The 26,345-nt window shown below is 34.2% G+C and carries 24 protein-coding genes and 1 other RNA gene; 18 read left to right on the top strand and 7 right to left on the bottom strand.

Features of this window, described 5'->3' with window-relative positions; translation table 11 throughout:
• Positions 1-78 precede the first annotated feature (78 nt).
• Positions 79-933 (top strand): Ebp pilus assembly class C sortase, encoded by an 855-nt coding sequence (gene srtC, locus IGI97_RS09545; RefSeq protein ID WP_438738529.1) that lies wholly within the window; start codon positions 79-81, stop codon positions 931-933.
• Between the two features lie 67 nt (positions 934-1,000).
• Here the strand turns inward: srtC and IGI97_RS09540 are convergent, their stop codons facing one another.
• Positions 1,001-1,294 carry a hypothetical protein gene (locus tag IGI97_RS09540; protein WP_002358125.1) on the bottom strand — a complete coding sequence of 98 codons (294 nt, stop codon included), beginning with the start codon at positions 1,292-1,294 and terminating at the stop codon, positions 1,001-1,003.
• A gap of 195 nt (positions 1,295-1,489) precedes the next feature.
• Between IGI97_RS09540 and IGI97_RS09535 the strand changes: the two genes are divergently transcribed.
• From IGI97_RS09535 to IGI97_RS09490, 10 genes are all read left to right on the top strand, one after another.
• Positions 1,490-1,693 (top strand): DUF378 domain-containing protein, encoded by a 204-nt coding sequence (locus IGI97_RS09535; protein ID WP_002381996.1) that lies wholly within the window; start codon positions 1,490-1,492, stop codon positions 1,691-1,693.
• 242 nt (positions 1,694-1,935) lie between these two features.
• Positions 1,936-3,471, top strand: coding sequence for a helix-turn-helix domain-containing protein (locus IGI97_RS09530; RefSeq protein ID WP_438738527.1), 1,536 nt, complete (start codon positions 1,936-1,938; stop codon positions 3,469-3,471).
• Positions 3,472-3,804: 333 nt separating this feature from the next.
• The gene (locus IGI97_RS09525) at positions 3,805-6,756 is read left to right on the top strand and encodes a hypothetical protein (RefSeq protein ID WP_438791810.1); all 2,952 of its coding nucleotides are present in this window, start codon (positions 3,805-3,807) and stop codon (positions 6,754-6,756) included.
• Positions 6,757-6,836: 80 nt separating this feature from the next.
• Positions 6,837-7,280, top strand: coding sequence for a hypothetical protein (locus tag IGI97_RS09520; protein ID WP_229234601.1), 444 nt, complete (start codon positions 6,837-6,839; stop codon positions 7,278-7,280).
• 105 nt (positions 7,281-7,385) lie between these two features.
• Complete coding sequence (locus tag IGI97_RS09515) at positions 7,386-8,060, top strand: hypothetical protein (protein WP_438738522.1); 675 nt, start codon at positions 7,386-7,388, stop codon at positions 8,058-8,060.
• A gap of 27 nt (positions 8,061-8,087) precedes the next feature.
• A complete protein-coding gene (locus tag IGI97_RS09510) occupies positions 8,088-8,399 on the top strand; it encodes an LPXTG cell wall anchor domain-containing protein (protein WP_438738520.1) in 312 nt (103 codons plus the stop codon).
• Between the two features lie 207 nt (positions 8,400-8,606).
• Positions 8,607-11,639, top strand: coding sequence for a putative mucin/carbohydrate-binding domain-containing protein (locus IGI97_RS09505; protein ID WP_438738518.1), 3,033 nt, complete (start codon positions 8,607-8,609; stop codon positions 11,637-11,639).
• A gap of 113 nt (positions 11,640-11,752) precedes the next feature.
• Positions 11,753-12,202: a hypothetical protein gene (locus tag IGI97_RS09500; RefSeq protein ID WP_438791809.1), complete on the top strand. Its 450-nt coding sequence runs from the start codon at positions 11,753-11,755 to the stop codon at positions 12,200-12,202.
• Positions 12,203-13,019: 817 nt separating this feature from the next.
• Positions 13,020-13,532 (top strand): enterococcin EntV, encoded by a 513-nt coding sequence (entV, locus tag IGI97_RS09495; RefSeq protein WP_002358120.1) that lies wholly within the window; start codon positions 13,020-13,022, stop codon positions 13,530-13,532.
• A complete protein-coding gene (locus IGI97_RS09490) occupies positions 13,517-13,702 on the top strand; it encodes a hypothetical protein (protein WP_002384733.1) in 186 nt (61 codons plus the stop codon). Before entV ends, IGI97_RS09490 begins: the two co-directional genes overlap by 16 nt.
• A gap of 134 nt (positions 13,703-13,836) precedes the next feature.
• Here the strand turns inward: IGI97_RS09490 and ssrA are convergent.
• Together ssrA and IGI97_RS09480 are read right to left on the bottom strand one after the other, a co-directional pair.
• Positions 13,837-14,203: a transfer-messenger RNA gene (gene ssrA, locus IGI97_RS09485) on the bottom strand.
• A 138-nt stretch (positions 14,204-14,341) separates the two neighbouring features.
• Entirely contained in the window at positions 14,342-14,647 is a 306-nt protein-coding gene (locus IGI97_RS09480) for a DUF898 family protein (protein ID WP_002360604.1), read from the bottom strand.
• A gap of 334 nt (positions 14,648-14,981) precedes the next feature.
• Here IGI97_RS09480 and ace point away from each other — a divergent pair, with 334 nt between their 5' ends.
• The 3 genes from ace (at position 14,982) to IGI97_RS09465 (ending at position 19,530) form a co-directional block, all read left to right on the top strand.
• Positions 14,982-17,006, top strand: coding sequence for a collagen-binding MSCRAMM adhesin Ace (gene ace, locus IGI97_RS09475; protein ID WP_438738514.1), 2,025 nt, complete (start codon positions 14,982-14,984; stop codon positions 17,004-17,006).
• Positions 17,007-17,130: 124 nt separating this feature from the next.
• A complete protein-coding gene (locus IGI97_RS09470) occupies positions 17,131-18,726 on the top strand; it encodes an ATP-binding cassette domain-containing protein (RefSeq protein ID WP_438738512.1) in 1,596 nt (531 codons plus the stop codon).
• Between the two features lie 69 nt (positions 18,727-18,795).
• Positions 18,796-19,530 (top strand): methyltransferase domain-containing protein, encoded by a 735-nt coding sequence (locus IGI97_RS09465; RefSeq protein WP_438738509.1) that lies wholly within the window; start codon positions 18,796-18,798, stop codon positions 19,528-19,530.
• On the opposite strand, the gene IGI97_RS09460 is transcribed toward IGI97_RS09465, so the two are convergent.
• From IGI97_RS09460 to IGI97_RS09445, 4 genes are all read right to left on the bottom strand, one after another.
• Complete coding sequence (locus tag IGI97_RS09460) at positions 19,527-19,928, bottom strand: YxeA family protein (protein WP_438738507.1); 402 nt, start codon at positions 19,926-19,928, stop codon at positions 19,527-19,529. The genes IGI97_RS09465 and IGI97_RS09460 overlap by 4 nt on opposite strands.
• A gap of 108 nt (positions 19,929-20,036) precedes the next feature.
• Positions 20,037-21,389 (bottom strand): amino acid permease, encoded by a 1,353-nt coding sequence (locus IGI97_RS09455; protein WP_002382100.1) that lies wholly within the window; start codon positions 21,387-21,389, stop codon positions 20,037-20,039.
• A 170-nt stretch (positions 21,390-21,559) separates the two neighbouring features.
• Positions 21,560-21,745 (bottom strand): hypothetical protein, encoded by a 186-nt coding sequence (locus IGI97_RS09450; protein WP_002358046.1) that lies wholly within the window; start codon positions 21,743-21,745, stop codon positions 21,560-21,562.
• Positions 21,746-21,925: 180 nt separating this feature from the next.
• Entirely contained in the window at positions 21,926-22,204 is a 279-nt protein-coding gene (locus IGI97_RS09445) for a hypothetical protein (protein ID WP_438738809.1), read from the bottom strand.
• Between the two features lie 369 nt (positions 22,205-22,573).
• On the opposite strand from IGI97_RS09445, the gene IGI97_RS09440 reads away from it, so the two are divergent.
• The 4 genes from IGI97_RS09440 to lepB all read left to right on the top strand — a co-directional run bounded on the left by IGI97_RS09440 (position 22,574) and on the right by lepB (position 26,301).
• Positions 22,574-23,335: a (Fe-S)-binding protein gene (locus IGI97_RS09440; protein WP_002360596.1), complete on the top strand. Its 762-nt coding sequence runs from the start codon at positions 22,574-22,576 to the stop codon at positions 23,333-23,335.
• A gap of 12 nt (positions 23,336-23,347) precedes the next feature.
• On the top strand, positions 23,348-24,820 hold the full coding sequence (locus IGI97_RS09435) for a LutB/LldF family L-lactate oxidation iron-sulfur protein (protein WP_438738505.1): 1,473 nt from the start codon (positions 23,348-23,350) through the stop codon (positions 24,818-24,820).
• Positions 24,813-25,532, top strand: coding sequence for a LutC/YkgG family protein (locus IGI97_RS09430; protein ID WP_010817166.1), 720 nt, complete (start codon positions 24,813-24,815; stop codon positions 25,530-25,532). The genes IGI97_RS09435 and IGI97_RS09430 overlap by 8 nt, the downstream gene beginning before the upstream one ends.
• A 220-nt stretch (positions 25,533-25,752) precedes the next feature.
• Entirely contained in the window at positions 25,753-26,301 is a 549-nt protein-coding gene (gene lepB, locus IGI97_RS09425) for a signal peptidase I (protein WP_014524992.1), read from the top strand.
• Positions 26,302-26,345 lie beyond the last annotated feature (44 nt).

Genomic DNA, 26,345 nt, shown 5'->3' with positions numbered 1-26,345 from the left:
AAGAAATTTTTAGAAAAACAAAGAGCCTGGGCCAATCACTGTCCCAGGCTCTCATGCTTTATTTTTAAGGAGGAAGCAATGAAGTCAAAAAAGAAACGTCGTATCATTGATGGTTTTATGATTCTTTTACTGATTATTGGAATAGGTGCATTTGCGTATCCTTTTGTTAGCGATGCATTAAATAACTATCTGGATCAACAAATTATCGCTCATTATCAAGCAAAAGCAAGCCAAGAAAACACCAAAGAAATGGCTGAACTTCAAGAAAAAATGGAAAAGAAAAACCAAGAATTAGCGAAAAAAGGCAGCAATCCTGGATTAGATCCTTTTTCTGAAACGAAAAAAACAACGAAAAAACCAGACAAATCCTATTTTGAAAGTCATACGATAGGTGTTTTAACCATTCCAAAAATAAATGTCCGTTTACCAATTTTTGATAAAACGAATGCATTACTATTGGAAAAAGGAAGCTCCTTGTTAGAAGGAACCTCCTATCCTACAGGTGGTGCGAATACACATGCGGTCATTTCAGGACATCGTGGTCTCCCTCAAGCCAAATTATTTACAGATTTGCCAGAATTAAAAAAAGGCGATGAATTTTATATCGAAGTCAATGGGAAGACGCTCGCTTATCAAGTGGATCAAATAAAAACCGTTGAACCAACTGATACAAAAGATTTACACATTGAGTCTGGCCAAGATCTCGTCACTTTATTAACTTGCACACCGTATATGATAAACAGTCATCGGTTATTAGTTCGAGGACATCGTATCCCATATCAACCAGAAAAAGCAGCAGCGGGGATGAAAAAAGTGGCACAACAACAAAATTTACTATTATGGACATTACTTTTAATTGCCTGTGCGTTAATTATTAGCGGCTTCATTATCTGGTACAAGCGACGGAAAAAGACGACCAGAAAACCAAAGTAGTATGACGAAAAGGCTAAACATACTAAAAAAAAGAGTAAAAAAATAGCTTTTCAATTTTTAATCCTCCTTATCGTGCATAATTGAACCAGAGAAACAGAAGTATTAACGAAATAACTAAAAGAGCAAGCCCTGAATAAAAAGCGACAAAGGGCCAATCAATCGACTGTTTAAATTCCTGCCAAGTTTGGATTTTTCTGTTTTTTTTCGCGCTATCCTCAAGCGTGAGTAAATAATTCAATAGTAAGAGGAGCAGCAACACCGTGAAATCATTTGTGGTAAAAAGCACATGTAAAAATAGAATGACAAAGACAACACGGGATAACACTCGATTCCGCAAAATTAAAAATAACTTAGCACGCATAATAAACCACCATTTCTTATCAGAGATAATGAATCTGTTTTTGTCTACTCTTTAGTTATATCATAAAATTCTTAATAATGAAAAAATGATTCGAGAAAATAATTGAAAAAAAGTTTTTTTCCTGAATCATTATTTTCGTAAATAAAGAATAAACGTGTTACTCTTGGCTTATCAAATTTGGAAGGAGTGTTAAAAATGAAATATCTGGATATTATTGCTTTAATTTTATTGATTGTCGGAGGTTTAAACTGGTTATTAGTTGGTGCATTTAATTTTGATTTAGTTGCAACAATTAGTGGCGGTGCAACCACACCATTAGCAAAAATTATCTATATTATTGTCGGAATTTGTGCGATTTATTCTATTAAGTTTTTAGCTCCTTTGTTCCGCGAACCATAGGATTGATTTAAAAGATTTAGATAACGTGAAGTTATTTTGACTTAGCAATTGAGAGTTTCCTTGAGAAAGGGGACTCTTTTTTTATAAAAATAAAACAAGATAGTTTGAAGTTTAAACTATAAGTCTAAGCAAGTGAGTAGTTCTCTGATTATCTGTCTTTGCTTTTAAGTATATAAAAAGGTATACTCTCAGTTAAATAGTTTTTTTGTTAGAACATTTTCGTAACAAAAGTAATTAGAGGAGTGAACAATCTGGTACCAAAAGAATTAGCAAGTTTATTTTTAACAAAAAAACAAATACAGAAATTAAAAATTTTGTCAAAACTAGAATTTATGAAAGTAGATGCAACCGTTATGGAACAAGAGTTGGGCACTTCTAGAAGACAAATTAAAGAACTTATCAGTGAATTGAATGAAGATATAGAAGAAAATATCTATTTAGTACTAAATGATGGTCTTATTAAATTCAACTTTAAAGTTGAAGCGGATAAATATATTGAATTGATAACGAATTGTCGCATTAAATATGTCACTGAATCTAGTTTTTTTCAATTAATGTTATTTGTTTTGGAAAAGAGACGTTTTAGTATTTTACAAGCTGCTGAAAGTCTCTCTTACAGTGAGTCCTATGTTTATAAATTAATTAACAAATTAAAACAGTTTTTTAAGCAAGTTGATGCTGGTTTTCAATTAGAAAAAAAGAGTGAAGCAATTATGCAATTAGAGGGATGTGAATCAACTATTAGGCTTTTTCATTATCTCTCTGTAGTTGCTGCTACAAAAGGAAATTATTGGCTTGTAAATACGATTACAGAAAAAGAAATAATTAACACGCGCCAATATGCACCTACAAATAGATGTGAAAAATTATCACCAGTAGGCAAAAATAAAGTGAATTTTCTTTTGGCTATTTATCGATCGGCACTGAAAAGTGATCATCGTTTGGCTCCGTTGACTCAAGATATATTGGATTTGGGAGAAATCATTACGGATCACCATGAAATCAATTTACTTCAAACTTACTTGGGAGAGAAAGATATTGGAAATAAAAGCTCTCACAATGAACCAATTCATCTTTTATTTTTAGCAAACTATTTTATAGAAGAACTAAGAACAAAGGATGAAAAAATTCAAGCGGGGAAACAAATGTCGGGCTTCGAAGGAAATGGTATTATCAATAGTTGTATTGAAGTAATCCACCAATTGCAACAGAAAATTAATTTCCCAGAAGAGCTACAGTACCTATTATTATATAACTTGTGTAGTCGAGTAATTGTTATTCATTACTTACAGTTATACAAGTTCATGCCCTTGTTCAAGTTTCCAAAACTAAATGGAGAAATGGACTATTTTGTTGAGTCGTGTGTAGCTAAAGGCTTAGCCAACTATCAACAAGAACCATCATTTTCAAAATTAGTTGGTAGTTTAACGCAAATCATTTTAGGCTATCTTAGTTTAATATTTCCTTATCCACAAAAAGTATTTGTTGAATTTTTTCATCGTCCAGAGTACAAATCAATTATTGAAAATGCGATTGAAACGATGTACAATGCCAACTCTTTGCAAGTAACAGATAATTATACTGAAGCAAATATTGTCGTCTCGGATACTGGCGGTTATGATAAAAAGTATTATTTTCACTTTAAAGATGTTTTTGATCAAGCTGCTTGGACAGAATTAGGCGCATACTTGAATCAATTGGTTAGTAATAGAATTATTGAAAATCATCATTTATCTGTGGATGATATTTTTACTTCTTCTTTAGATTCAGATGGATAGAGTTCTTAACAAAAAACTTCTCTTTTTCATGTATAAAAACATGAAAAAGAGAAGTTTTTTTTGTTAGTGATAAAAAGTTAATTATCATAGATATACATAATTTTACGTGTAGAAGATAATAACAGCGTCAATCTCCATGCTACGATATAAACAGTTAAAAGATGACAAAGATAACATCATTTATGAAATGTAACTTAAAAGATTCTTAGCAGAAATAGAATGATTGCATAAATAGATTATTTTTATATCGTATAGGAGGAAAGAAATGAAAAAAATTATAAAAATTATAAAGAGAGAGTGATTTGTATTTTTTTGTTGGTTGTGCTACTAGCATTGCCATTAAGAACAAGATCTGTAGTTGCTCAAACATCAGAGCAAGATAGTGCTACTGAAACAACAACAACCTCTATACAAAATTCAAATAATATAATCAAAAATAGCGATTTAGAACCGACAAACAGTATGGAAAGTAGTACAAAAAAAAGAGCTGGAAGTTCAGAAACTGAACTGTCAATATATCAAGAAAAAGCAATACAATTGAAAGTTAATCAAGAATTAACTTCAGAGATGATTGAAAATGCGGTGACTATAAATAACAAATTAAAAGATTCTACTTTAGAATTTTTACCAGAAGAAACGTTATTTTCAACTATTGGAGATAAAACTGTGAATATAAAGATTATTGAAAAATATGGAGAGGAAGAGAATGAAATAGAGTTGCCTATTACCGTATCTGTAGAAAAAGCACCAGAAATTATTGCTGAGCCAAATCCTCAAGATTTAATATTAGGTAGTGATAGTAGTATGTGGGATATATCAGACTTTGTGAAATGGGTTAGGATTGATGGGAAGGAAGTTAATAAAAATGAATATATTGTAGACTTAGTGAATATTCCTCAAACTCATACAGTGTATAAGCAAATAATCAAGGTGAAAGTATCAGATAAGTCAAGAATGCGAACGATTTTAGTTGATGTTCCTATCAATATAGTTTGGGGAAATAGCATTGTTTATCAAACAATTCCATTCTTTGGAGATGTTAGAACAGCTGGTGCTTATACGCTTCATACCATGAATAAACCAGTAGTTACTTCTGCAAATGGCATTCATACCTTAGATGAAACCCAGGTGTATTCAGGTTATGATCCTCTTCTACAAAAATTGTTTTATACGTTTAATTGGTTTGATTTATCTAACACTCAAAACTTCCTTATGACAGAAGAAGCGAAGGGAACAAAATATGTAGAAGCGTTTGGGAAAGATCAAATTGAAGATAAATTAAATTTATGGGGAATAAATCGTAAGCAAGACGTTCATTATGGAGATGTGGTTCGGGCTTGGCACGTATTTCCTAATTGGAATTACTTGTATCAAAATGATAAAAAAACATTATACAATCAAGGTCAAAATTCTGTTTATTATGAAATTACACCTAAAGGATATAAACCATTAAAAATCAATTTTGCTTCCACGAAAAAACAAAAAATATCAATAGGTTCATCTGATAGAGAAATTATAGACAATATTGGTAAATCAATTGATTTGCCAGATGGGGTAACCGCACGTTTTATCAAACTTCCATCAAGAGCAAAGATTGGTGATGCAGAGGGAGTCATCAGAGTTAGTCAAAAGTTAAGTACAGGTAAAGCTATAGAATACGATTATATAGTGCCATTTGAAATTGTAAAAGATCAAATGACTGTTAAGTTTAAAGACGATGCGAAGTTTATTTTAGGTCAGTATACAAATAATTTTGACTATAAAAGTTTCATCCAAGAAGTCAAAGTTGGTAATAAGACACTGAATAGAGATGAATACAATACACAGCTATTATCTAAAATAGATAACGAAATGTTATATGTTGGTAAAACTGGAGTCCGATTAAGAGTCTCATCAGCTCAAAGTAATAATGTTGTAGAAAATACTATTTTAGTAAATGTTAACTGGGGGCAATCTATTGCTTTTGGAGGAATAGAAATTCCTAATTTACCTGCCTGGCGAACGGCAGGTGTGTACACTTTACAGTTGGAAGAAAAACCGCAAATAGTCGCTACGCCGGGAAACCGTGAAGGTCTAGATAGCCAAATTCATTATTACTTTACAAATGAAGACTATTACAAAGTAGATTATTTTAATATGCGTACAAGTAGAAAGATAAAAGATACTGACAAAGGGGATAAAAGTGTAACCGTCCAAGGACAACAATATCCACGTGAACCAGTAAATCAATGGGGCAGAGTTGATGTCAATTATGGAGATATCATCCGTTCCTTCGCGGCAGAAAAAGATCGCCATTGGGTGTATGAAGGAGACGAACAAAAACAATCTTTCGCTCGCAAAAATAATGATTATGTCTACTATGAAATTACCAAACAAGGTTATTCACTCTTAGAGATTAATCGTTTAAACACAAAGAAAGTCAAAGTTCCTGTGAATTCTTCAAAAGAGTACCTGGATTCAATCAAAGCTAGCTTTTTTACAAATCTTGATTCCAACAAAATAAACGTTATCGGATTTAGTAAATATCCAGATACTAGTAAACCTACCTCTAGTGGGACACTTGAAGTTTCTGAAAAATTAAGTACAGGTAAAGCAATCACGTATTCTTATGAGGTAACAATTGGAACAACCTATACAATTAAGGAACAAGCAGTAGATGAAAAAAACAATCCTTTATCGAAAGAAAAAATAACTGTCTTAGATTCTACAGACTCCTATCAGCCAAAACCTGATAAATTTCTTGATAATAATGGAACAGTCTATAAATATTTTGGCTATAGTTATACAAATGATTCTAATTCACAACAAGAGACAATTGTTGGAATGCCGAATCAAACATTCCGAAGTAATACTAAAATAAAATACTTTTATAGAAATACCGATAAACTTATCAATGTGACACTCCCCACTGACTTAGTTTTTGGAACCTATAATGGCTCGAAAAAGGTTACAGCTAAAAATTATCAAATACGAAATAATTCAGAAGAGCTAAAAACCAATGTCATTTTTGAAAAATTTGAAAAAGTTCATTCCAATGTAAAACTACTAAGTAATACAGAAAAAGAACCAAATAAAGAAGAAAACAGTGCAAAACTGAACCTGTTAATTGATAATCAGCCCGCTATTAAAGGACTAAATGAAGCTACTCAAAGTCAAGGAATCAAAGCAATGGCACCACAATCTGCAACCAATATATCGATTGATGGTCAATATTACGGCAAAATGTCGGAAAAAAATATTGTGGAATATAAGACTAAATTAAAATTTAAAGCACTGGCAGATTAGGAGGAATTACTATTTTAGAAAAAATAAAACAACGAAAAAAAATAATCATTCTTATTTTGTTAGTTCTTCTTTTAGGAGGCGTGGCTGCCTACAAATTTATTGACAATCAGCCACGAGAAATCATTGGTGGTTCATATTTGCCTGATGAAAAAGATGCGAAAAAAATGTCCAAAGAAGAGCGTAAAAAAGCCAATGAAAAAGAGGTTGACGAATCAAAGTTCACGTTGAGTATTTATCCAGAAGCAACCTTTAAAAATGGTGAGGCAATCGGAGATATCTACATCCGTAATGAAGTCGAAAATGCTTATCCAATTGCTGTTGAAATTGTTGAAGATAAAACAGGCGATGTAATTTACAATTCAGGTGCAATTCAACCAGGCTATGAAATTACTGAGGGAAAATTAAGTAAGAATTTGGCAAAAGGCAACTATATCTGTACAGCCAATGTTTCAATTTATGATCAAAAAACAAAAAAATACAAAGGTCAAACAGCGGCAGAAATTCAAATTGAAGTAGAAGAATAAGGAGAGATTCAATGCTAAACCTAAAATATCAAAGATTTTTACTATAAAAATTCTGGTTAATAGTAGTGGAAATCTGAAAAAATATAAGAAAGAGGTAATTAAATTATGTTAAATAAAAAAATGCTTGTTAGTTCAGCAATGTTAGGTGTCTTTAGTTTAGGGTTTGCTGGTCAAGTTTTGGCAGCAGAAGGCGATATGCAAACTGTCAATGGCTCAGAAGGAAAATCAACAACAGCGGATGTGATTACACGAGGTATTTTGGGAGATACTGATTCAACAAATCCAGATACGCCACTACCAGAAGGCGATGATCGTTGGGTTAAAGTAACTTTACCTACTGCAGTAGTTTTTGAATCTGATAAAGATAAAGCGACAATTTCTTCTCCAAAAAATTATAAGATTGAAAATGAATCAGGTCGTCCTGTAAAAGTTGATGTATCAACTTATGAAATAACTGGAGGAAATGGAGTAGCTGCTTTAAGTACATTAAATATCAAGCCATCTATCGGCTATGCGGGCAGTCCAACAATTGCTTTAGTTAAGAATGGGGCAGCGAAACAAAAATATACAATTAATACGGAACTAGTTCGTTTAGCGAATAACAAAGGGGACTACAAAGAAGTAAAAGGAACTGGTTATAAATCAACGAGATTTGAATTTACAGGAACAATGGATAAATCAAAATTAGCAAAAGATCAAAACTTTGTAGAATCTAAATTAACCTTCAAATTTACCCCATTACGTATGGATGGAAAAACAACCGAAGAAGCAAACAAATAAGCAAAAAAGTGATAGGAGGGAGAATCTGTGAGCAAAACAAAACGATTTGTCTTAATTAGTATATTCTCTCTCTGTTTAGCGGTATTTGTATTGCCAGTTTTTGTAACAGCAAGTACAGAAACAACGATTCATGTAACTGGAAATTTGGATCCGATAGATACAGAGGGGACTCAAGATTATCCGAATCAAGAAGAAACATTTGATAGAAAATTAACGGTTTTAAAAAAAGGGGATTTACCTAAAACAGGAGAAACAAAAAATACGATTGGTTTACTAATTGGAGCATGTGTGATTTTTTTAACAACAATCGCCTATGCTAAAAAAAGAAAAAATAAATAAGTGAAACTCATTAATAATAAAAAGTTTATAGAAAGAGACATGAGAAAATCGTGTCTCTTTTTCCTTTAAAGTATGAAAAAAGATAAGGAGACTAAAGTAAAAAAATAGTAATAATCGGTTTATATTTTGAAAAATAAATACTTAAAAAGAAACAACTACGAATTCAATAAATCAAATCATTGTGATAAAAACAACAGAGGAGTGCTTATGAAAAAGAATATTTATTTATCTACATTATTTATTTTGTTAACATTTTTTTGGGGTCAACAACCAGCTCAAGCAGATACGAGTACAAAAGAAATCCAAAGTTTAGAATATCCAGAATTACTCTTTCAATCAGGAACATCTAGAGGAAAGTATCATGATAAACAAGACTTAGGAATTGTAATGTCCCCTGGCTCAACCATTAAAATTCGTAAAAAAAGAACGGATGATGGGTATAAAAATTTAAAATTTTGGCTTTTAGGTAATAAAGAAAAAGAAGAACAGCAAGTGACTTTAACGACAGAATGGAAAACAATCAAAACAGATTATGCAGGTGTTCCATTTGTCAACACACCGTATGGAGGGAGTGGAAGTGAGGTAGAATATGAAATAACAGGCTCCACAGTAACGTTACCTATTTATCAAAGTGCAGATAAAGAGTCAGACTTTTTTGCTAATTGGGATCAATCCAAAGCACCATTTTCTCTAATCAAGGGACATAATTTTCAGTTGCTAATTCCTTTCGATGAAAAAGAGAGAATTAAAAAATTACCGACATTTACAAATTTAAATGAATATATTGATTATCAAGATGGGATTATAGATTACTATGATGAATTGATAGGGTTATCTTCTGATGACTTTGGTGTGAATAAAAAACCCCATAATCGTTTTTTTTTAAAGGCAGATGGAAGTGCGAGATATGGTTTTGCTGCATATTATGGAAGTGATTATGCAGCAAATGGTAGAGCAACCGTTGTAGATATGTGGATGACAAAAAATGCTTGGGGAACCCTTCATGAGATTGGACATGCCTACCAGCCTTATTACAATAGTAAAGGGATTTCAACTGGAGAAGTTTCAAATAATTTAATGGCAATTTTGTATTTATCTAAATATAGTGGTAAGGAATATGTCGAAAATTCTTCTTGGTTATTTAGTTATGGTCAAAAACAATCTGTGGAGGAGAATCTCTATACGAAAATTTGGGAACAAGGTATGAGCTATTCTTCAATGAATGATTTAAGAGCGAATCTCACATTACTAACTGCAGTCATTCAAACAGGTGGGCCAGAAGCTTGGATGAAATTAAATCAGGAGTGGCGAGTTGCCGTCGACCAAAAAAATCAACTTATTACAAACATGCAAACAGCAGAATATTTTAATTATTTTTACAGTAAAGAATTTCAACAAGATTTTACGCCTGTGTTTTTACAATGGGGGATTACTTTCGATAGAAGCCGTGTTGAAGCGATAAATCGCAGTAAAGAATATTCTCCAGTTGCCCCAATCGCAGCTGTTGTGCCCAAAAATAGATTAAACGAAGCAACACAACAATTACCTGGGAGCATTATGGACTCTGTCACAAATGTTGTTAGTAATCATGAACTAAAAAAAGTCAACTTGGCTGGTGGCTCTTTAACTATTCAGCTTAAGATAGATGATTTCAATCAAATAAAAGGGCAAAAATTAAGAATTAAAGATGGTAAAACGATTGTTAAGGAAGTAGGGATTGACTCGCCAACAGTTAAAATTGATCATCTTGAAAATGGCGCCTATACTGTAGATTTTCCTAAGACAAGTAATATCTACGAAATAGATGATTATTATGTGTATATTAAAGATGCTCAAAATCAGAAAGTCATTAACTTTAAACGCTACGAAAAATCGAAACTATTAGATGAAACAATTATGTTTAGAGGATTAGGGGATAGAGAATTTGCTAAATTTCAAACAAATTTTAATCTGGGTATTGGAACGTTTAATGTTACAAGCGATCAACCTCATTCTTATTATCCTAATGAAAAATATGCAGCGATTGATGTTCAGAATGAACAAGGAATCTCAGTTTTTTCAAAAGAAATGGACGGAACTAAGGTTAAAAAGAGTTTTGATACTTTTCCATTAAAAGAAGGCTATAAAGTTGTCATTTTTCATGATGAAACAAAAGGACGATTGGTCTCAAGCACCAGTGATTTAATCAATAAAAATAGTAAGACGAATACCTTTGTAGTTAAAAATAATCAGTTGATGAATGTGATAAAAGGCGACGATGGTCAAAAAAGACTTGAACAAAAAATTGATGAAGCAGTAGCTAACCTTAAAAAAGATCCTGAACTAAGTGAAGTTGATCGTTCAAATGAAAAAAATCAAATTTATCTGGGCATATTAGATTTACCTGATGAAAAACGAGAGCAATATCTTGAAAATTATCAAGACTTTTTAGACATTAAACCAGGTAACATTATCATTAATTATGAGGATGAAGCCGGCAAAAAATTATCTGAATCAACGATTTATAAGAACGGCCGTTTTGGTGAAACGCTTAACCTAGAACCAAAGAAGATTGAAGGTTTTAACTACGTAACAACAGGGAATAAGTTGAGCTTCAAGTATAGGTTAGAAGAACAAGAAGAAACACTTGTTTATAACAAAATCACAGAGGATAATCTCACCCAGACAATTGAGGGGAAAGATGGGAAGACAATAGCTGAAGTGATCGCCCGAGGGAATCTAGGCGAAATTGATTCGACCAATCCTGATACACCACTGCCAGAAGGAGATAATCGTTGGCTTAAAGTAATATTACCAACAGCTGTCGTTTTTGAATCTGATCAAGATAAAAGTAAAATTACTTCGCCTAAAAATTATCAAATTAAAAATAAGTCGGGACGTCCTATCAAAGTGGATATCTTAACATATGAAATTATGGGCGGTAATGGTGTAGCAGCATTGAATACGTTAAACATTCAGCGTTCAGCTGGGTATCAGGGAACAACAGTGATACCTTTAGTAAATAACGGCGGCACCAAGAATAAATATGATATCCAAAAAGAGTTTGTGCGCTTAGCGAATAGTCAAGGGGACTATGATCAAATGAAAGGCACTGGTATTAAAGAAATAAACTTTGAATTTACAGGAACAGCGGATTTGTCAAAATTAGAAGAGGAACAAAATTATATTGAATCTAAGTTGACGTTTAAATTTATACCATTGCAAATGAATGGGAAAACGGTTGAAGAAATAAATAAGTAGCACGAAATATGAAAATAGCAGCGGACTATTTAAAAACTGTTCATTCTTAAACACTATGTAAATAGGGTTCGTTAAAAAAGTTTAAAGGATGGGGAGGTTGGATTAAACGAAGCATGTATATTAATAAATTATTTTCAACAGAAGTAATTAAGTCTTGTTGTTGTATTAATTTGATAGACTCAAATAAATCAACGTTTACTCAAAAAATTGTTGTTTGGAGAAATGGTACCGAAGCCGAGGTGCTTTCCTTTTTTCAACGAAATTTTACGGATATGATTGTTCAATCAGTGGATTTAATAACTACTATTTGTTTACTATCAAAGGAAGAAATTAATCAGAAAGCAGAGATGAATTTTTTAGATAACTATTGGTTAAGTACATCAATGTATACAGTGGAGGCAGTGACATTGATAAACGAACAAAAAGAAATTCAAATATTTCAATGTATTGTTTCTGAAACCACTGATCGACAGGAATTATTAAGAAGACTGAAAATGAAAAGTCATAGTAATCTTTATGTCAAAAAACTTTATGGAAATGGCAAATGTTGGTTAAAAAAATAATTAGTAACGATAAGACTGGTTATTAAGAGAGTAGGTGCTATTATGTTAACAACGATTTATTCAGTAGGCTTACTATTATTAGGAGCGTTACTATCCATTGTGCTAGTAGAAACAGTCAAAAAACAAAATAATTAATTGGTCGGTTACACAGGAATAGCGCTTCCTAAAATTTAAATAAAAAATAGTTACACGTGTTAAATAGACACAAAAAAGGTATTACAAAAGATATTCGTTACAGACAAATTTAATAACCAGGCTACTACACATACTTTTGAGGAATGGTGAAAATCAGAACATTAAAATTTATAGAGGTTTCTTTTCAATAAGAAATTAGAAAAACAGATGTACCAGTAAATACTAAAGAATACATTTAAGTAGCTATTTTTATGGACTATTTTATCAGGTGACTAGAAAGCCAAAAGAGCTTAGAAAAACTCTGGCCGTTTTTCTAATGTTGATAAATGATAAACAAACTAAGCGTGTGAAAAAATTCATTTTGCTATTTTTTTACACGCTTAAACATTGATAAAAATGGCAAATAGAAGAACCTAATCCAGCATCAAAAAGACTAGTTGATTTACTTGTTTTAACCATTAGTTCAAATCATAAATAACTGTTTGACCATAAGATTGAGGGCTGTAGGGTCTTTACTTAACTATTATCTATCTTTGTTAGTATTATGTTGGTTTAAGAATTAGTGAGAAAAATCAGCTCTAGGATATATAGGAAAATATAAGCATCAAATAGGGATTTTGATGATAAATTATCTTTTTCCTTGTTATGATTATAACAAGGAAAAGAAAGTAGGGATTTATTTATGGAATTACAGGTGACAAAAAAGGCTAAATTTTTTTGTTTGGCGATGGCATTACTAATGACATTAGGTATTTTTATCAGCGCTGGTACAAGTGTTTATGCATCTGACCAGCTAGAGGATTCAGAAGTTGAGGCTGTAGCAAAAGGACTGGAAGAAATGTATGCGAATGGAGTGACGGAAGATAACTTTAAAAACTATGTCAAAAATAATTTTGCTCAGCAAGAGATTTCTTCAGTTGAGGAAGAATTAAATGTAAATATTTCTGATGCTTCAACAGTAGTTCAAGCACGTTTTAATTGGAATGCATTAGGAAGTTGCGTTGCTAACAAAATCAAAGATGAGTTTTTTGCAATGATTAGTATCAGCGCAATTGTAAAAGCTGCACAAAAGAAAGCCTGGAAAGAATTAGCAGTGACTGTATTACGCTTCGCTAAAGCCAATGGGTTAAAGACGAATGCTATTATTGTAGCTGGACAACTAGCTTTATGGGCAGTTCAATGTGGGCTAAGCTAATGAATTTAAAAGATCATGTTACGGAAATAGTAATTACTTTTATCATCGCTTTTGTGTATACTTGGATAGATTCAGGAGAAATTGAAATCTTAAAAACTCTTTTGATAACAATAATATTTTTAGCCATGTTCTATGCAATACCCAAAATCACCAATAGAAAAAGAAAATGAAGTGGTTTTAGAAAGATAATGTGATAGGAAGTGTAAGAGGAGGTAACGAGCCTTCTCTTGCTTATAGAAAAAAAGAGCTAAAACCTTTATTTTATAAGGTTTTAGCTCTTTTTTGTTTTTCTCTACTTTTCTAAAAATGGAGACGGCGGGAGTCGAACCCGCGTCCAAACATATTGCCACTTAAATCTCTACGTTCATAGACACTCATTTAAAGGTTCGCTTTACAGCGTGCCGAGTGACAGGCATTCTGTATTGCTAGTCTGGTAAGCTCTTCTAAATTTTACAGACGGAAAAATTTAGCGTATCCCACTTCGATTAGGACCCTGACCCGAGCACATGGGCGATGCCGGGAGGATCTTCGCTAGCTGGTTTTTAGGCAGCTAAAGCGAAAGAATTGTTTTCGTTTTTAGCAGTTATATTTAACTGTAACGTTTTAACGTAGCCGTAACCTACGAAACGCAATTCAAGCTCAACTATGCCTGTCGAATCCGTAACGCCCCCGAAATAACATAAGTATCCCTTGATACTTATCAAAGTATAGCATAAATTCCTTGTTTTTTCAAAGAGTAGGATAACACTCTGTTAGATATTCATAAAAAGAGGAAGGATAGACCGGAACTCAGTTCATCCTTCCTCTTTTTATGAAAGTGTGTGGGTATGTTTTGTAATCCATTGTTGCAAACGGATATTCAACCAAAAACCATAAATTCCTAAAGTAATTATAGTTAATAAAAGCCATTTAATCCAATGACCGAATAATTGCATAGCTGTACCGTCAAAATAAAGGCGTTTACCATCAATAACGGTATGCTTGATTTTCCAGTTGTACATCATACAAATTCCCCAAGGTGCGCAAATGCCTAATGTAAAGACAGTAATCAAGGTTGCTAAAATTGAAGTCCCGATATACGTGGCTAAACCACCGTCAAAATATGAATTTTTCATTCTTTTCCTCCTTATCTCATAAACTTTATTATAACAAGAATAAATGGCCTGGGAAACAAAATGAGGATGAAATAAGTATTTTTATTCATTATTGGTTCGAAATATGTTATTTATGCAACTCAAACTTGGCAGCATTAGATATTTTGTAACAAACGTTATCTAATGTAACTACCATAATAAAACGTTTTCCTTAGGAAGTGAATTAGAAATTTAAAAAAAAGGCTACTTAAATGAGCATTAATATTGTACGAGACATATCTTTTTGCTATTGTCAACTTCTGAAAAAGACCACTAAGTGGAAAAAATAAGAGAAAAGAAGGGTGAATAATTTTTTATGGCAAAAAGTGTAAAATTTTTAGTGTTACTGTTGGTAATGATTCTACCAATTGCGGGGGCGTTATTGATTGGTCCAATTTCGTTTGGCGCCGAATTGAGCAAAAGTTCAATCGTTGACAAAGTAGAATTAGATCACACTACTTTATATCAAGGGGAGATGACCTCCATTAAAGTATCTTTTAGTGACAAAGAGAATCAGAAAATAAAACCTGGCGATACTATTACTTTAACTTTACCAAATGCATTAGTTGGAATGACCGAGAACGATGGCTCACCACGAAAAATCAATTTAAATGGTTTAGGGGAAGTTTTTATCTATAAAGATCATGTTGTAGCAACATTTAATGAAAAAGTTGAATCTTTACATAATGTGAATGGGCATTTTTCTTTCGGGATTAAAACGCTTATCACCAATAGTTCGCAACCGAATGTAATAGAAACGGATTTCGGAACAGCAACGGCGACTCAACGTTTGACGATTGAAGGAGTGACTAACACAGAGACTGGCCAAATTGAGCGAGACTATCCGTTTTTTTATAAAGTAGGCGATTTGGCTGGAGAGTCAAATCAAGTACGTTGGTTTTTAAATGTGAACCTCAATAAATCCGATGTCACTGAAGATATTTCAATTGCGGATCGACAAGGAAGTGGTCAACAATTAAATAAAGAGAGTTTTACATTTGATATTGTGAATGACAAAGAAACTAAATATATTTCACTTGCCGAGTTTGAGCAACAAGGTTATGGCAAAATTGACTTCGTGACAGATAATGACTTTAATTTACGTTTTTATCGGGATAAAGCACGCTTTACTTCCTTTATCGTCCGTTACACTTCGACAATCACGGAAGCGGGGCAACATCAAGCGACATTTGAAAATAGTTATGACATCAATTATCAACTAAACAATCAAGACGCAACGAATGAAAAAAATACATCACAGGTTAAAAATGTTTTTGTAGAAGGCGAGGCAAGCGGCAATCAAAATGTGGAAATGCCAACAGAAGAAAGTCTAGACATTCCTTTAGAGACAATAGATGAATGGGAACCAAAGACACCTACTTCGGAACAGGCAACAGAAACAAGTGAAAAGACAGGCGCAACAGAAACTGCAGAAAGCAGCCAACCAGAAGTTCATGTCTCGCCAACAGAAGAAGAAAATCCAGATGAAGGTGGAACACTAGGCACGATTGAGCCAATCATACCTGAAAAACCAAGTGTGACAACTGAAGAGAATGGCGTAACAGAAACTGCAGAAGGCAGCCAACCAGAAGTTCATGTCTCTCCAACAGAAGAAGAAAATCCAGATGAAAGTGAAACGTTAGGTACAATTACACCAATTATTCCTGAAAAACCAAGCGTAACAACTGAAGAGAACGGCGCAACAGAAACTGCAGAAAGCAGCCAACCAGAAGTTCATGTCTCACCAGCGGAAGAAGAAAATCCAGATGAAAGTGAAACGTTAGGTACAATTTCACCAATTATTCCTGAAAAACCAAGTGTGACAACTGAAGAGAACGGCACAACAGAAACCGCAGAAAGCAGTCAACCAGAAGTTCATGTCTCACCAACAGAAGAAGAAAATCTAGATGAAAGTGAAACACTAGGCACGATTGAGCCAATCATACCTGAAAAACCAAGTGTGACAACTGAAGAGAATGGCACAACGGAAACGGCAGAAAGCAGCCAACCAGAAGTTCATGTCTCGCCAACAAAAGAAATTACTACAACTGAGAAAAAACAGCCATCCACAGAAACAACTGTGGAGAAAAATAAAAATGTTACATTAAAAAATCAACCACAAATACTAAACGCTCCATTAAATACATTGAAAAATGAAGGAAGCCCACAGTTGGCTCCCCAACTGCTTAGTGAACCAATTCAAAAATTAAATGAAGCAAATGGGCAACGAGAACTTCCCGAAACAGGCACAACAAAAACACCGTTTATGCTAATAGCAGGAATACTGGCAAGTACATTTGCCGTTTTAGGTGTAAGTTATCTACAAATCAGAAAGAATTAACAATAGAAAAGCCATCCAGCTTTCGCTGGGGGGCTTTTCTATTATCTGGAGATAAATTGCTGATAGGCGCCAATCAAAAACTATGCTACAGTAAGGTATATAATGCTCGAAAAGGAGGGAGTAAATGACTAAAAAAATATGGTCGCACTTTCAGAAAAGCTTCACTTGGTACATTTTGATTGGTGTGATTGTTTCATTATGTAGTGCTTTAGCAATTTATTTTTTTCAACAGTTGTTAGATCATTATCAAAAAAGTTTCCAACTAGGGTTGTTAGTAGCGTATGGAACGACAATTATTTTAATTCCTCTATTGTCTTACTGTGAACAGAAACCGAAAGCTTACTTAACTAATGGCATCTATTTCTATTTGAAGAAATTAAGTTTAATAAAAATGAGCAAGATTTCCTATGAAGAATATCTAAAACTGGGAGCGGGGGCTTTACTACAAAAAGTAGAAGTTGGTGCAGCAGCTGGGAGAAATATCCACTTGAATTTTTATGGGCGCTTATTTCGAGAGCTAATTCCAGAGACGTTATTTAATTTATTTTTCATAGCATTGATTGATAAAAAATTATTACCAGCAATTCTAATTGGTTATGTGATTGTATTTATTTTAACCAAAATACTTTTGAAAACGCTACAAAAAATGAAAGAAAAAACACTTATTTCTGAAGAAGCAATGAATGCTACTTTGATACGAGGGATGACAGAACTAGTAACTTTTAGAATTAATCGAAAATATAAAAAAGAGATTGAAAATTACGGGTTAATGGCAGAGGAAAATAGTCAAAATATAACAAAAATGACTATGATCCATGAATTTTTCTTTGGCTTTTTTGCCTTGTTAGTCGCACTTATCAAAGTAAGCATTGTCGTACTTAGTTTTACTAACGTTGTGACATTAAGTTTAGGTGGACTTGTAGCGATAGTGATGTATATCGATCGAATTTATACGCCGATAGCCATATTTAATGTTTTATTTGTTCAATATAATTTGGATAAAGTAGCCTATCAGCGCTTGGAAGATTTTTATAAAAAAGAAGATGATCCTGACTTAGCGGTTCCAGGCAAAGCGTTACCTGAAATTCAAACAATTTCATTAAAAGAGGTGTGTTTTAGCGTAGATAGTCAAACGATTATGTCCCAACAAAATCGACAATTTTCAATGAACAAAACCTATGGCTTGATTGGAAAAAGTGGGACAGGCAAATCTACCCTGATTAAATTGATTTTAGGATTATTGAAGCCGACAGAGGGGACAGTTTATGTGAATCAATTTCCTCTAACACAATTCAATTTGGAAGATTATTATGAAAAAGTTTTTTATTTATCTCAAGATGTGCCAATATTTCAAGGAACGTTGAAAGAAAATATTGTATTTAATCAAGAAATTTCTGATGAACAAGTAATTGAAGCTATGTATCGTTTTCAGTTGGGGGAACTTTATGAACGGTTACCGGAAGGTTTAAACACTATTGTGAGTGAAAAAGGAATGAATTTTTCTGGTGGCGAGAAACAACGGATTGCTTTCACGCGCTTAGCATTTACACAAGCAGAGATCCTTATTTTAGATGAGGCGACTTCTGCATTGGACGAAAAGACCGAAGAAAAAGTGTTACAAGAAGTACAAAAATTTACCCACAATAAGTTGACTATTTTGGTTACTCATCGACCTAAAACCCTGCGATTTGTAGATGAAATTATTGATTTAAATGAGTGAACTTGTTAGCTCTTTGGCGCTTCTTTTGCTACACTTTTTATAAGAATTGAGAGAAAGGGGCAACTGTTGATGAATAATAATGAGCAAGAATTAGCGGAATTTTGGGATGAATTTGCAGAAGAATATGAAGAAATTCAACAAGAATCGCCATTTCCAATTGCTCGAGAATTACGTGATTTCTTGGTCCAAGAAGGTCTTTTTCCGTGTCAGACATTTCTGGATATCGCAGGTGGGACGGGACGATATTTACCTTTTTTTCAAGAGCAAGTCACGGAGTATACGCTAGCCGATATTTCTCAGAGAATGTTGGAGATTGCGGAAGCAAAAGCACAAAGCAACGTTGTTTTTCTTCGCCAAAGCCAAGAAAGACTGATTGAGACTGGGAAAAAATTTCAAGTCGTTTTTTCAGCCATGAATCCTGCTTTGGATACGCCAGAAAAAGTTAATGCATTGTGCCAATTAAGTGAGGAATGGTGTCTTATATTTCGGCTAGTGGAAGAGCAAGATTCGTTATTTTCTCCTTTTGAGCAAGAGAGCAACCCGCAGTTAAATTGGATGGCAAAATACAAAGCATTTCTAAAAAAAGAACAGCGACCTTTTTTCACAAAAAAATTTTTCTTTGAAGCATCAGAAGCTATTTCAAAAGACTTTTTCCGCAGCTATTTTGAAGAACAATGGTCAGTTCCAATTTTAGAACAACGCGTACAAGAAATTTTTGGTTCTCATGAAATTAAGCAAAATCAGCGTACCATTATTTATGAATTAATTGTTATTCCATGTAAAAAAACAACCAGCGATTACTAATTATCGCTGGTTGTTTTTCGGTTATTTAATTGTGCGAAAGCTTTTTCTGGAATCTCTTTTTTATCAATTTTGGCAGGAGATTGGATGATTCTTTTTTTACTAATGGTTGCTTCTACGTAAGCATTTGGTTCCAAAGGTTGAGGATTTTTGTCTGTCCGTTCGTAATCCATGACTTGCGTTTTTCCATTACTTTTAACAAAAGTTAGTCGATAGTGTAAAGAATATTGGCCATCTATGCTTTTTTGATTGTCATCTACTGTTTGTTTTCGTTCAGGAATTTCTAGAGGAACTTGTGCATAGGCTTTTTCACCCTTATATGTATCTGCATAATAACGATAGCCTGTATAACCACCAACAATCAATAAGCCAATAAATAAAATAGCGCCGATTTTTTTCATTTTTTCTCCTCCTAACAATTTACAAAAATAGCATAGCAAAAGAAGAAGGAGATGGAACATCGAAAAAACGAACAGTTCTCTTACAAAACTGTTCGTTTTTTTGTCTATTTAGCTTTCATCAGAGAGTAGAAAGGAATCATTTTTCTTACGATAACTAAAGAAAATAACAAAGTACAATAGGCCTGTTAAAAGAGTAACGCCTAACGAATTTGTAAATAAGATGCCAATAAAGATGAGGCCTAAAATGATTAAAGCAAGGAGATTAATACTTTTTTCAAAGAGAGACCCTCGTTTTAAAGACAGAACAAACGCCGCAGCGCTAATTAAAATCCAAATTAGCAAGACAGTGTAAGAGAGAGAACCGGCTAAGTAACCAAATAATTCATCGCCAACAAAATAAGAAAGAATAACGCCCAGATATAAAACACTGGCGCAGAAGAAAACTGAACGTTGAGGTACTTGGTGCTTGTTTAAAACCGCAAGTTTACTCATGGGTCCTTTTTTATCTTTTAAGCGAAAATATAAAAGGCGAGAAGAGGCGTATACCCCAGAATTAATAGAAGAAAACAAGGCTAAAATAATCACAAAATTTACGATGTCAGCAGCAAAAGGAATATTCATTTTTTCAAAAACCATAACAAATGGACTCACCGTTGTGCCTGCTAAGGTATTCCAAGGGAAAATAATCAAAAGTAAGAATAATGGAATGATATAGAAGGAAATAATCCGTCCCATCACACCACGAATCGCTTTAGGAATGGCTTTTTTAGGATCATCTGCTTCACTGACAGTAATCGCGATTAATTCTGAACCGCCATAAGAATAAATAACTACTAATAAAGAATTAACAATACCTTTCATGCCATGTGGGGCGAAGCCACCATGATCGGTGATACTTTGTAAAGTAGGGAAGACACCACTGCCTAGCATTTGTTGTCCCACCAGATAAACACCAAAAATAATTAACAAAATGATGACACTAATTTTAGCAAACGCCAACCAATATTCTGTTTCTGCAAATAAACGAACCGAGTAAAGATTAATGAGCGTCGTTAAAATAGCTAAAATGAAAACAAAAAACCAAGCAGGAATATTAGGAAACCAAAGTTGTAAAAAGGAAGCTGCGGCAACCGCTTCTGCAATAATATTAATTGTCCACATGGAATAATAAACCCAATCAATAAAATCAGCAGAATGTGCACCTAAAAATGGTCGAACCAAGCCAGACAAACCATGATGTGTGTCTCCGCCATCTAAAACAAGTTTTCCTAAACCACTCATGACGATGAAGAGAACAGCACCGCCAATTAGAAAGGCGATTAAAACAGAAGGACCAGCAATACCAATTGCTTCGCCACTTCCTTTAAAAAGACCTGCGCCAATCGCTCCCCCTAAGGCTAACATCGTAATGTGGCGCGAGCTTAATTGTTTTTTTAAGGTTGTTTGTTGTGTTTCACTCATAGGATTCTCCTTTAATTGAAAAAAATAATATGAAAATAACTTTCTTTATTATATACAATTTTCTGACAATTACAACTATTCTGTCAATGAAAATGAAAAAATAAGTGAAAAATATTATGAAAATAAAAAAATCGAGCAATTTAAGTGATTAAAATCGCTCAATTTTTTTATTAATTTTTATTTTTTAATAGAGTCATAATAGTTAATGGAACAGTAATGACTACATAGCCGATGATACTAGCCACTACTAAATAAGCTATAGGACTCGAGAAATTAAATAAGTCCGTTAAAAGTATTGCGACAATCATTGAAATAGCATAACAAATGAATAATTGAATAAACCGCTTTGCAGACAAAAAATCACCTCTTCCTAATTAGTTAAAGTCTCTTTTCAATCATTTAGTATACACCTGAAAAGAAGAATAAACTATCATTAATTAAAAGAAAAAGTGAAACAACTAGCGGATTTTTTGTTCAGCTGATTATCTTAAGAATTAGAAAATGGGGCATAAGTCATCTCGACTTATGTCCCATTTTCATTTATGACGTTGGCTTCGTGTAAATTGAGAAGTCTCGTCCTCTCTAGTGGTTGGTTTCTGTGTTCGTTGTACGGCTTGCTTTTCCGGCTCGCTCTTTTTTGCAACATCAGTCACAACATTTGGCTTCTGAGAAGGGGGAACAGTTGTTTTTTTGTTTAAAGTTGGCGTAGTTCTTTTTGTTTCTTTCTTTTTATTATTTTTATCATTTCCAGTGACTGTCAAATAGATAATCAGAAAAATCATTAGGATCGTTGCAACAATTAATAGAATAAACATGTTAAATGAAATGAACATGCATGGCCCTCGTTTCTCGTTTTTTCTTAGTTTACCAAAATTTCAAAATTTCGTCACTCTTTTCTTCAGAAAAAACGAATTTCGAAGGGGGTAAAAGAAACTTTTATAAAAAAGCCTCCTTTTTTGTGTGAAAATGCACAAAATTTCTGGAATCGTTTGCTGTTAAAACCAGATACTGGTAAAATAATTATTGTATAAGAATCATTTTAAAAAACGATTTTTGTTACAAATAACGTATTTGTTGAAAAGGCACTGTGAAGTAGTTAGAGACGACAGCCAAGTGACTTTTAATGACAGCCGCCCAATTAATTTCATGGAGCCTTTTCGTAGAAAACGAGGAGGTTATTTTGCGTGAAAGTGAGTATATTTTCGACATGCGTGGTGGATTTACTTTTTCCAAATGTAGGGCAAGCAATGGTAGAGGTTTTGGAACGTTATGGCTGTGAAACGGTTTTACCAACAAGCCAAACGTGTTGTGGTCAGCCAACGTATAATAGTGGCTATGTGACAGAGAGCACGACAACGCTTAAGAATCAAATTGATAGTTTTGACGGTGCCGATTATGTGGTGGGACCTGCGGGGTCTTGTGTCGGCATGATGAAAGAATACCACAAATTTTTAGCAGATGATCCTATTTATGGGCCAAAAGCACAACGTTTAGCTGAGCGAACTTATGAGTTTAGTCAGTTTCTTTATCGTGTCTTAGGGGTCAAAGATGTTGGCGCAACGCTATATGGGAAAGCCACTTATCATCGTTCTTGTCATATGACGCGAATTTTAAATGAACGAGAATCGCCTTTTGTTTTGTTGGATCATGTGAAAGGATTAGAAATGATTCCTTTAGGACATCTTGAAAATTGTTGCGGATTTGGCGGAACGTTTTCAGTGAAAATGCCAGCTATTTCTGAACAAATGGTGACGGAAAAAATGAACGATGTGATTGATACGGGCGCAGAAATTTTAATTAGTGCGGATATGGGTTGCCTGATGAATATCGGGGGTAAATTCAATCGTGATGGGAAAAAGATTAAGATTATGCATATTGCAGAAGTCCTTAATCACGAAGTGGATGAAGCACGCATGGACCAACCACAAATCATATCGGTAGGGTAAGGGGGAAGAACTGTGGGATTATCAACGAGCAATAAGCCGTTAAGTGAACGAATTGAAGAAAGTAAAAAAGATGTGTTTATGCAAAAGGCTGTCGCCAAAGCACAAGATGCCCAATGGGAGAAACGAGAAGGTGCGCGGGAAGCTTTAGGCAATTGGCCACAATGGCGTGAACTGGGAGAACAAATTCGCCAACATACAATTCAGTATCTGCCTGACTATTTAGAAGAGTTCAGTGATAACGTCGCCAAACGAGGTGGCAAAGTCTTTTTTGCTCAAACCGCCGAAGAGGCCAATGAATATGTGAAACAAGTGGTTCTAGAAAAAAAGGCGAAAAAAATTGTGAAATCTAAATCAATGGTGACGACCGAAGTCGATATTGATCCAATGTTATTGGGATTAGACGATGTCAGTGTAATGGAAACAGACTTGGCGGAATTCATTTTACAAATGGATGACTGGGATGAGCCGTCACATATTGTTTTCCCAAGTATTCATAAAAATCGCGAACAGATTCGTCAGGTTTTTGCGAAAAAATTAGGGTATCAAGGAGATAATGACCCGGTAAATTTGGCACGCTGTGCACGAGAAGTGATGCGCAAATTCTTTTTGGAAGCGGAGATTGGCATTACAGGTTGTAATTTCGCTATTGCGGATAGCGGCTTAATTAACTTAAATACAAATGAAGGAAATGCTGATTTGACCATCAGTATTCCTAAGACACAAATCGTGTTAATGGGGATGGAAAGAATCGTACCAACAATGCGTGAAGCAGAGGTTTTAGATAACCTTTTAGCCAGAAGTGCTGTTGGTCAAAATTTAACAACGTATGTGACGTTTGCCGGGCAAAAAAATGCGGATGAATCCGATGGTCCAGAAGAATTTCACGTAGTCATTTTGGATAACGGGCGTTCAAAAGCTTTAGGAACAGCCTTTCAGCCAGTCTTACAGTGTATTCGTTGTGGGTCTTGTCTGAACGTTTGTCCGGTCTATCGCCATATTGGAGGGCACGGTTATGGCTCTATTTATCCAGGACCAATTGGTGCTGTACTTTCTCCAATTTTAGGTGGATATAAACAGTTTGGGGAATTGCCTTATGCGTCTAGTCTTTGTGGGGCATGTACGGAAACGTGTCCTGTGAAAATTCCATTGCACGAACTATTAATTGAACATCGTAAAGTGATGACCGATGATCTGAAAATGAAACATGGATTTGAAGATTTCCAAATGCGTATGGTAGGTAAAGCCACTGGTTCACCAGCAATGTTTAAAGCAGCTATGAAAGTCGATCATGCTGCAGCGGGCATTTTAAGTAAACAAAAAGAAATTACTGTTGAAAACATGTACAATCATGGGGGCTTCCTTGATAAAGGACCAGGGTTAGTAAAAGGTTGGACCGATGTTCGTGATTTGCCAAGACCACCAAAATCTTCAGAAAACTTCAGAAGTTGGTTCAAAAAACATCAAGAAGGTGAAAAAAATGACTAACGAAGCGATTCAAAATCGAGAACCTTTTTTACAAAATCTACGAGAAAAATTAGGCGTAGAAAAACAGCCTGTTTCGGCCCATCCATTTGAGCCAATTAATCATTTACCAGAAGAACAGTTGGCAGATAAAACACCAGCAGAGCTGTTAACGATTGTGAAAGAACGTGTGGAAACGATTCACACGAACTTAGTGGAAACCACACAAGAAAATTTACTGACGACGATTCAGCAAATTGTTGCTGAGTTTGGTGGGGGCAATCTTTTATTGCCAACAGATGCACGTTTTGAAGCCTATGGATTAGCTGATTTAGCTAAGTCATTAGAGGCTGTTTCTGTTAAGCAATGGCAACCTGGAAGTGAGCAACGAGAAGCGAATATTCAAACAGCTGCTCAGGCAAATATCGCGATTGCCTTTGCTGAGTTTTTACTAGCTGAATCAGGAACGATTGTGGTGGAGTCCAATGCGGGACAAGGCAGAGCCTTACATTTTTTACCGAAGCATTACATTTCAATTATACCGTTTAGCAAACTCGTTCCACGTTCGACTCAGCCAGCAGCTTTTTATACAGAAAAAATAGAAAAAGGCGAAAAAATCGGCTCAGCGATTCACTTTATTTCAGGGCCTTCTAATTCAGGAGATATTGAAATGCAACTGGTTGTCGGGTTGCATGGTCCTTTAGAAGTTTGTTACGTGGTTGTGATGGATCGCTAAAACGCTAGAAGCATAATCAATTCAGCCCTTTTTAGAATTGATTATGCTTTTTTTATGAGCAGGATCAAAAAAGTAAGAATCAAATTTGAAAGAAATACGTTTTTTTTCTGACCATTTTGTAAAAAAAGCGTACATAAAAATTAATTGGGTGTTAAGCACTATAGGATTGATTTACTTTGTGGTAGAATATGAGACATAAGATAATAAGGTTTTTGGAGGAATGAGTTTGAAATCAAAAGAATTAATTAAAACAGTCGTCTTTTTTGCCTGTTTAGCTTTGGGTCTGTTTTTACTGAGACAATTTGTATTTACGCCTGTCGTAGTGAGAGGTCATTCAATGGATCCAACGTTAGCAGATGGTGAACGAGTAATTACATTAAAAAACACAGAAATTAATCGTTTCGATATTATTACTTTCCCAGCGCCAGATGAACCAGATAAAAATTATATTAAACGTGTGATTGGTTTACCTGGAGATACAATTGCGTACAAGGATGATACGTTGTACATCAATGGAAAAGAAGTTGACGAACCCTATTTAGATGAATTTAAAAAAGCCTTAACAGATGGTCAACCTTTGACAGGCGATTTTTCATTAAAAGAAAAAGTACCAGCAGATAGCTACTTTGTTTTAGGTGATAATCGACGGAATTCAAGAGATGGTCGAATGATTGGTTTTATTCATAAAAAAGATATTTTGGGTGAAGTGAAATTTGTGATGTGGCCATTCTCACGGTTTGGTCCAATACCAGAAGTGTCAAAACAATAAAAGAGACAATGAGTAAAAGAGAAGGACGGAAATGTGTAAAAACA

It is taken from the genome of Enterococcus sp. DIV2419, from assembly GCF_051711865.1.
GTDB classification, from domain to species: domain Bacteria; phylum Bacillota; class Bacilli; order Lactobacillales; family Enterococcaceae; genus Enterococcus; species Enterococcus faecalis.
This window is presented reverse-complemented; position numbering and strand designations above follow the sequence as displayed.

Excerpts from the sequence above, each read along its gene's own strand:
- IGI97_RS09445 (WP_438738809.1), bottom strand. The coding sequence starts at position 22,204 with ATGTTTATTCTATTAATTGTTGCAACGATCCTAATGATTTTTCTGATT.
- IGI97_RS09470 (WP_438738512.1), top strand. The coding sequence starts at position 17,131 with ATGACTAAAAAAATATGGTCGCACTTTCAGAAAAGCTTCACTTGGTAC.
- lepB (WP_014524992.1), top strand. The coding sequence starts at position 25,753 with ATGAGTTTGAAATCAAAAGAATTAATTAAAACAGTCGTCTTTTTTGCC.
- IGI97_RS09480 (WP_002360604.1), bottom strand. The coding sequence starts at position 14,647 with ATGAAAAATTCATATTTTGACGGTGGTTTAGCCACGTATATCGGGACT.
- IGI97_RS09430 (WP_010817166.1), top strand. The coding sequence starts at position 24,813 with ATGACTAACGAAGCGATTCAAAATCGAGAACCTTTTTTACAAAATCTA.
- IGI97_RS09515 (WP_438738522.1), top strand. The coding sequence starts at position 7,386 with ATGTTAAATAAAAAAATGCTTGTTAGTTCAGCAATGTTAGGTGTCTTT.
- IGI97_RS09465 (WP_438738509.1), top strand. The coding sequence starts at position 18,796 with ATGAATAATAATGAGCAAGAATTAGCGGAATTTTGGGATGAATTTGCA.
- ace (WP_438738514.1), top strand. The coding sequence starts at position 14,982 with ATGGCAAAAAGTGTAAAATTTTTAGTGTTACTGTTGGTAATGATTCTA.
- srtC (WP_438738529.1), top strand. The coding sequence starts at position 79 with ATGAAGTCAAAAAAGAAACGTCGTATCATTGATGGTTTTATGATTCTT.
- IGI97_RS09490 (WP_002384733.1), top strand. The coding sequence starts at position 13,517 with ATGTGGGCTAAGCTAATGAATTTAAAAGATCATGTTACGGAAATAGTA.
- IGI97_RS09455 (WP_002382100.1), bottom strand. The coding sequence starts at position 21,389 with ATGAGTGAAACACAACAAACAACCTTAAAAAAACAATTAAGCTCGCGC.
- IGI97_RS09535 (WP_002381996.1), top strand. The coding sequence starts at position 1,490 with ATGAAATATCTGGATATTATTGCTTTAATTTTATTGATTGTCGGAGGT.
- IGI97_RS09460 (WP_438738507.1), bottom strand. The coding sequence starts at position 19,928 with ATGAAAAAAATCGGCGCTATTTTATTTATTGGCTTATTGATTGTTGGT.
- IGI97_RS09500 (WP_438791809.1), top strand. The coding sequence starts at position 11,753 with ATGTATATTAATAAATTATTTTCAACAGAAGTAATTAAGTCTTGTTGT.
- IGI97_RS09505 (WP_438738518.1), top strand. The coding sequence starts at position 8,607 with ATGAAAAAGAATATTTATTTATCTACATTATTTATTTTGTTAACATTT.
- IGI97_RS09540 (WP_002358125.1), bottom strand. The coding sequence starts at position 1,294 with ATGCGTGCTAAGTTATTTTTAATTTTGCGGAATCGAGTGTTATCCCGT.
- entV (WP_002358120.1), top strand. The coding sequence starts at position 13,020 with ATGGAATTACAGGTGACAAAAAAGGCTAAATTTTTTTGTTTGGCGATG.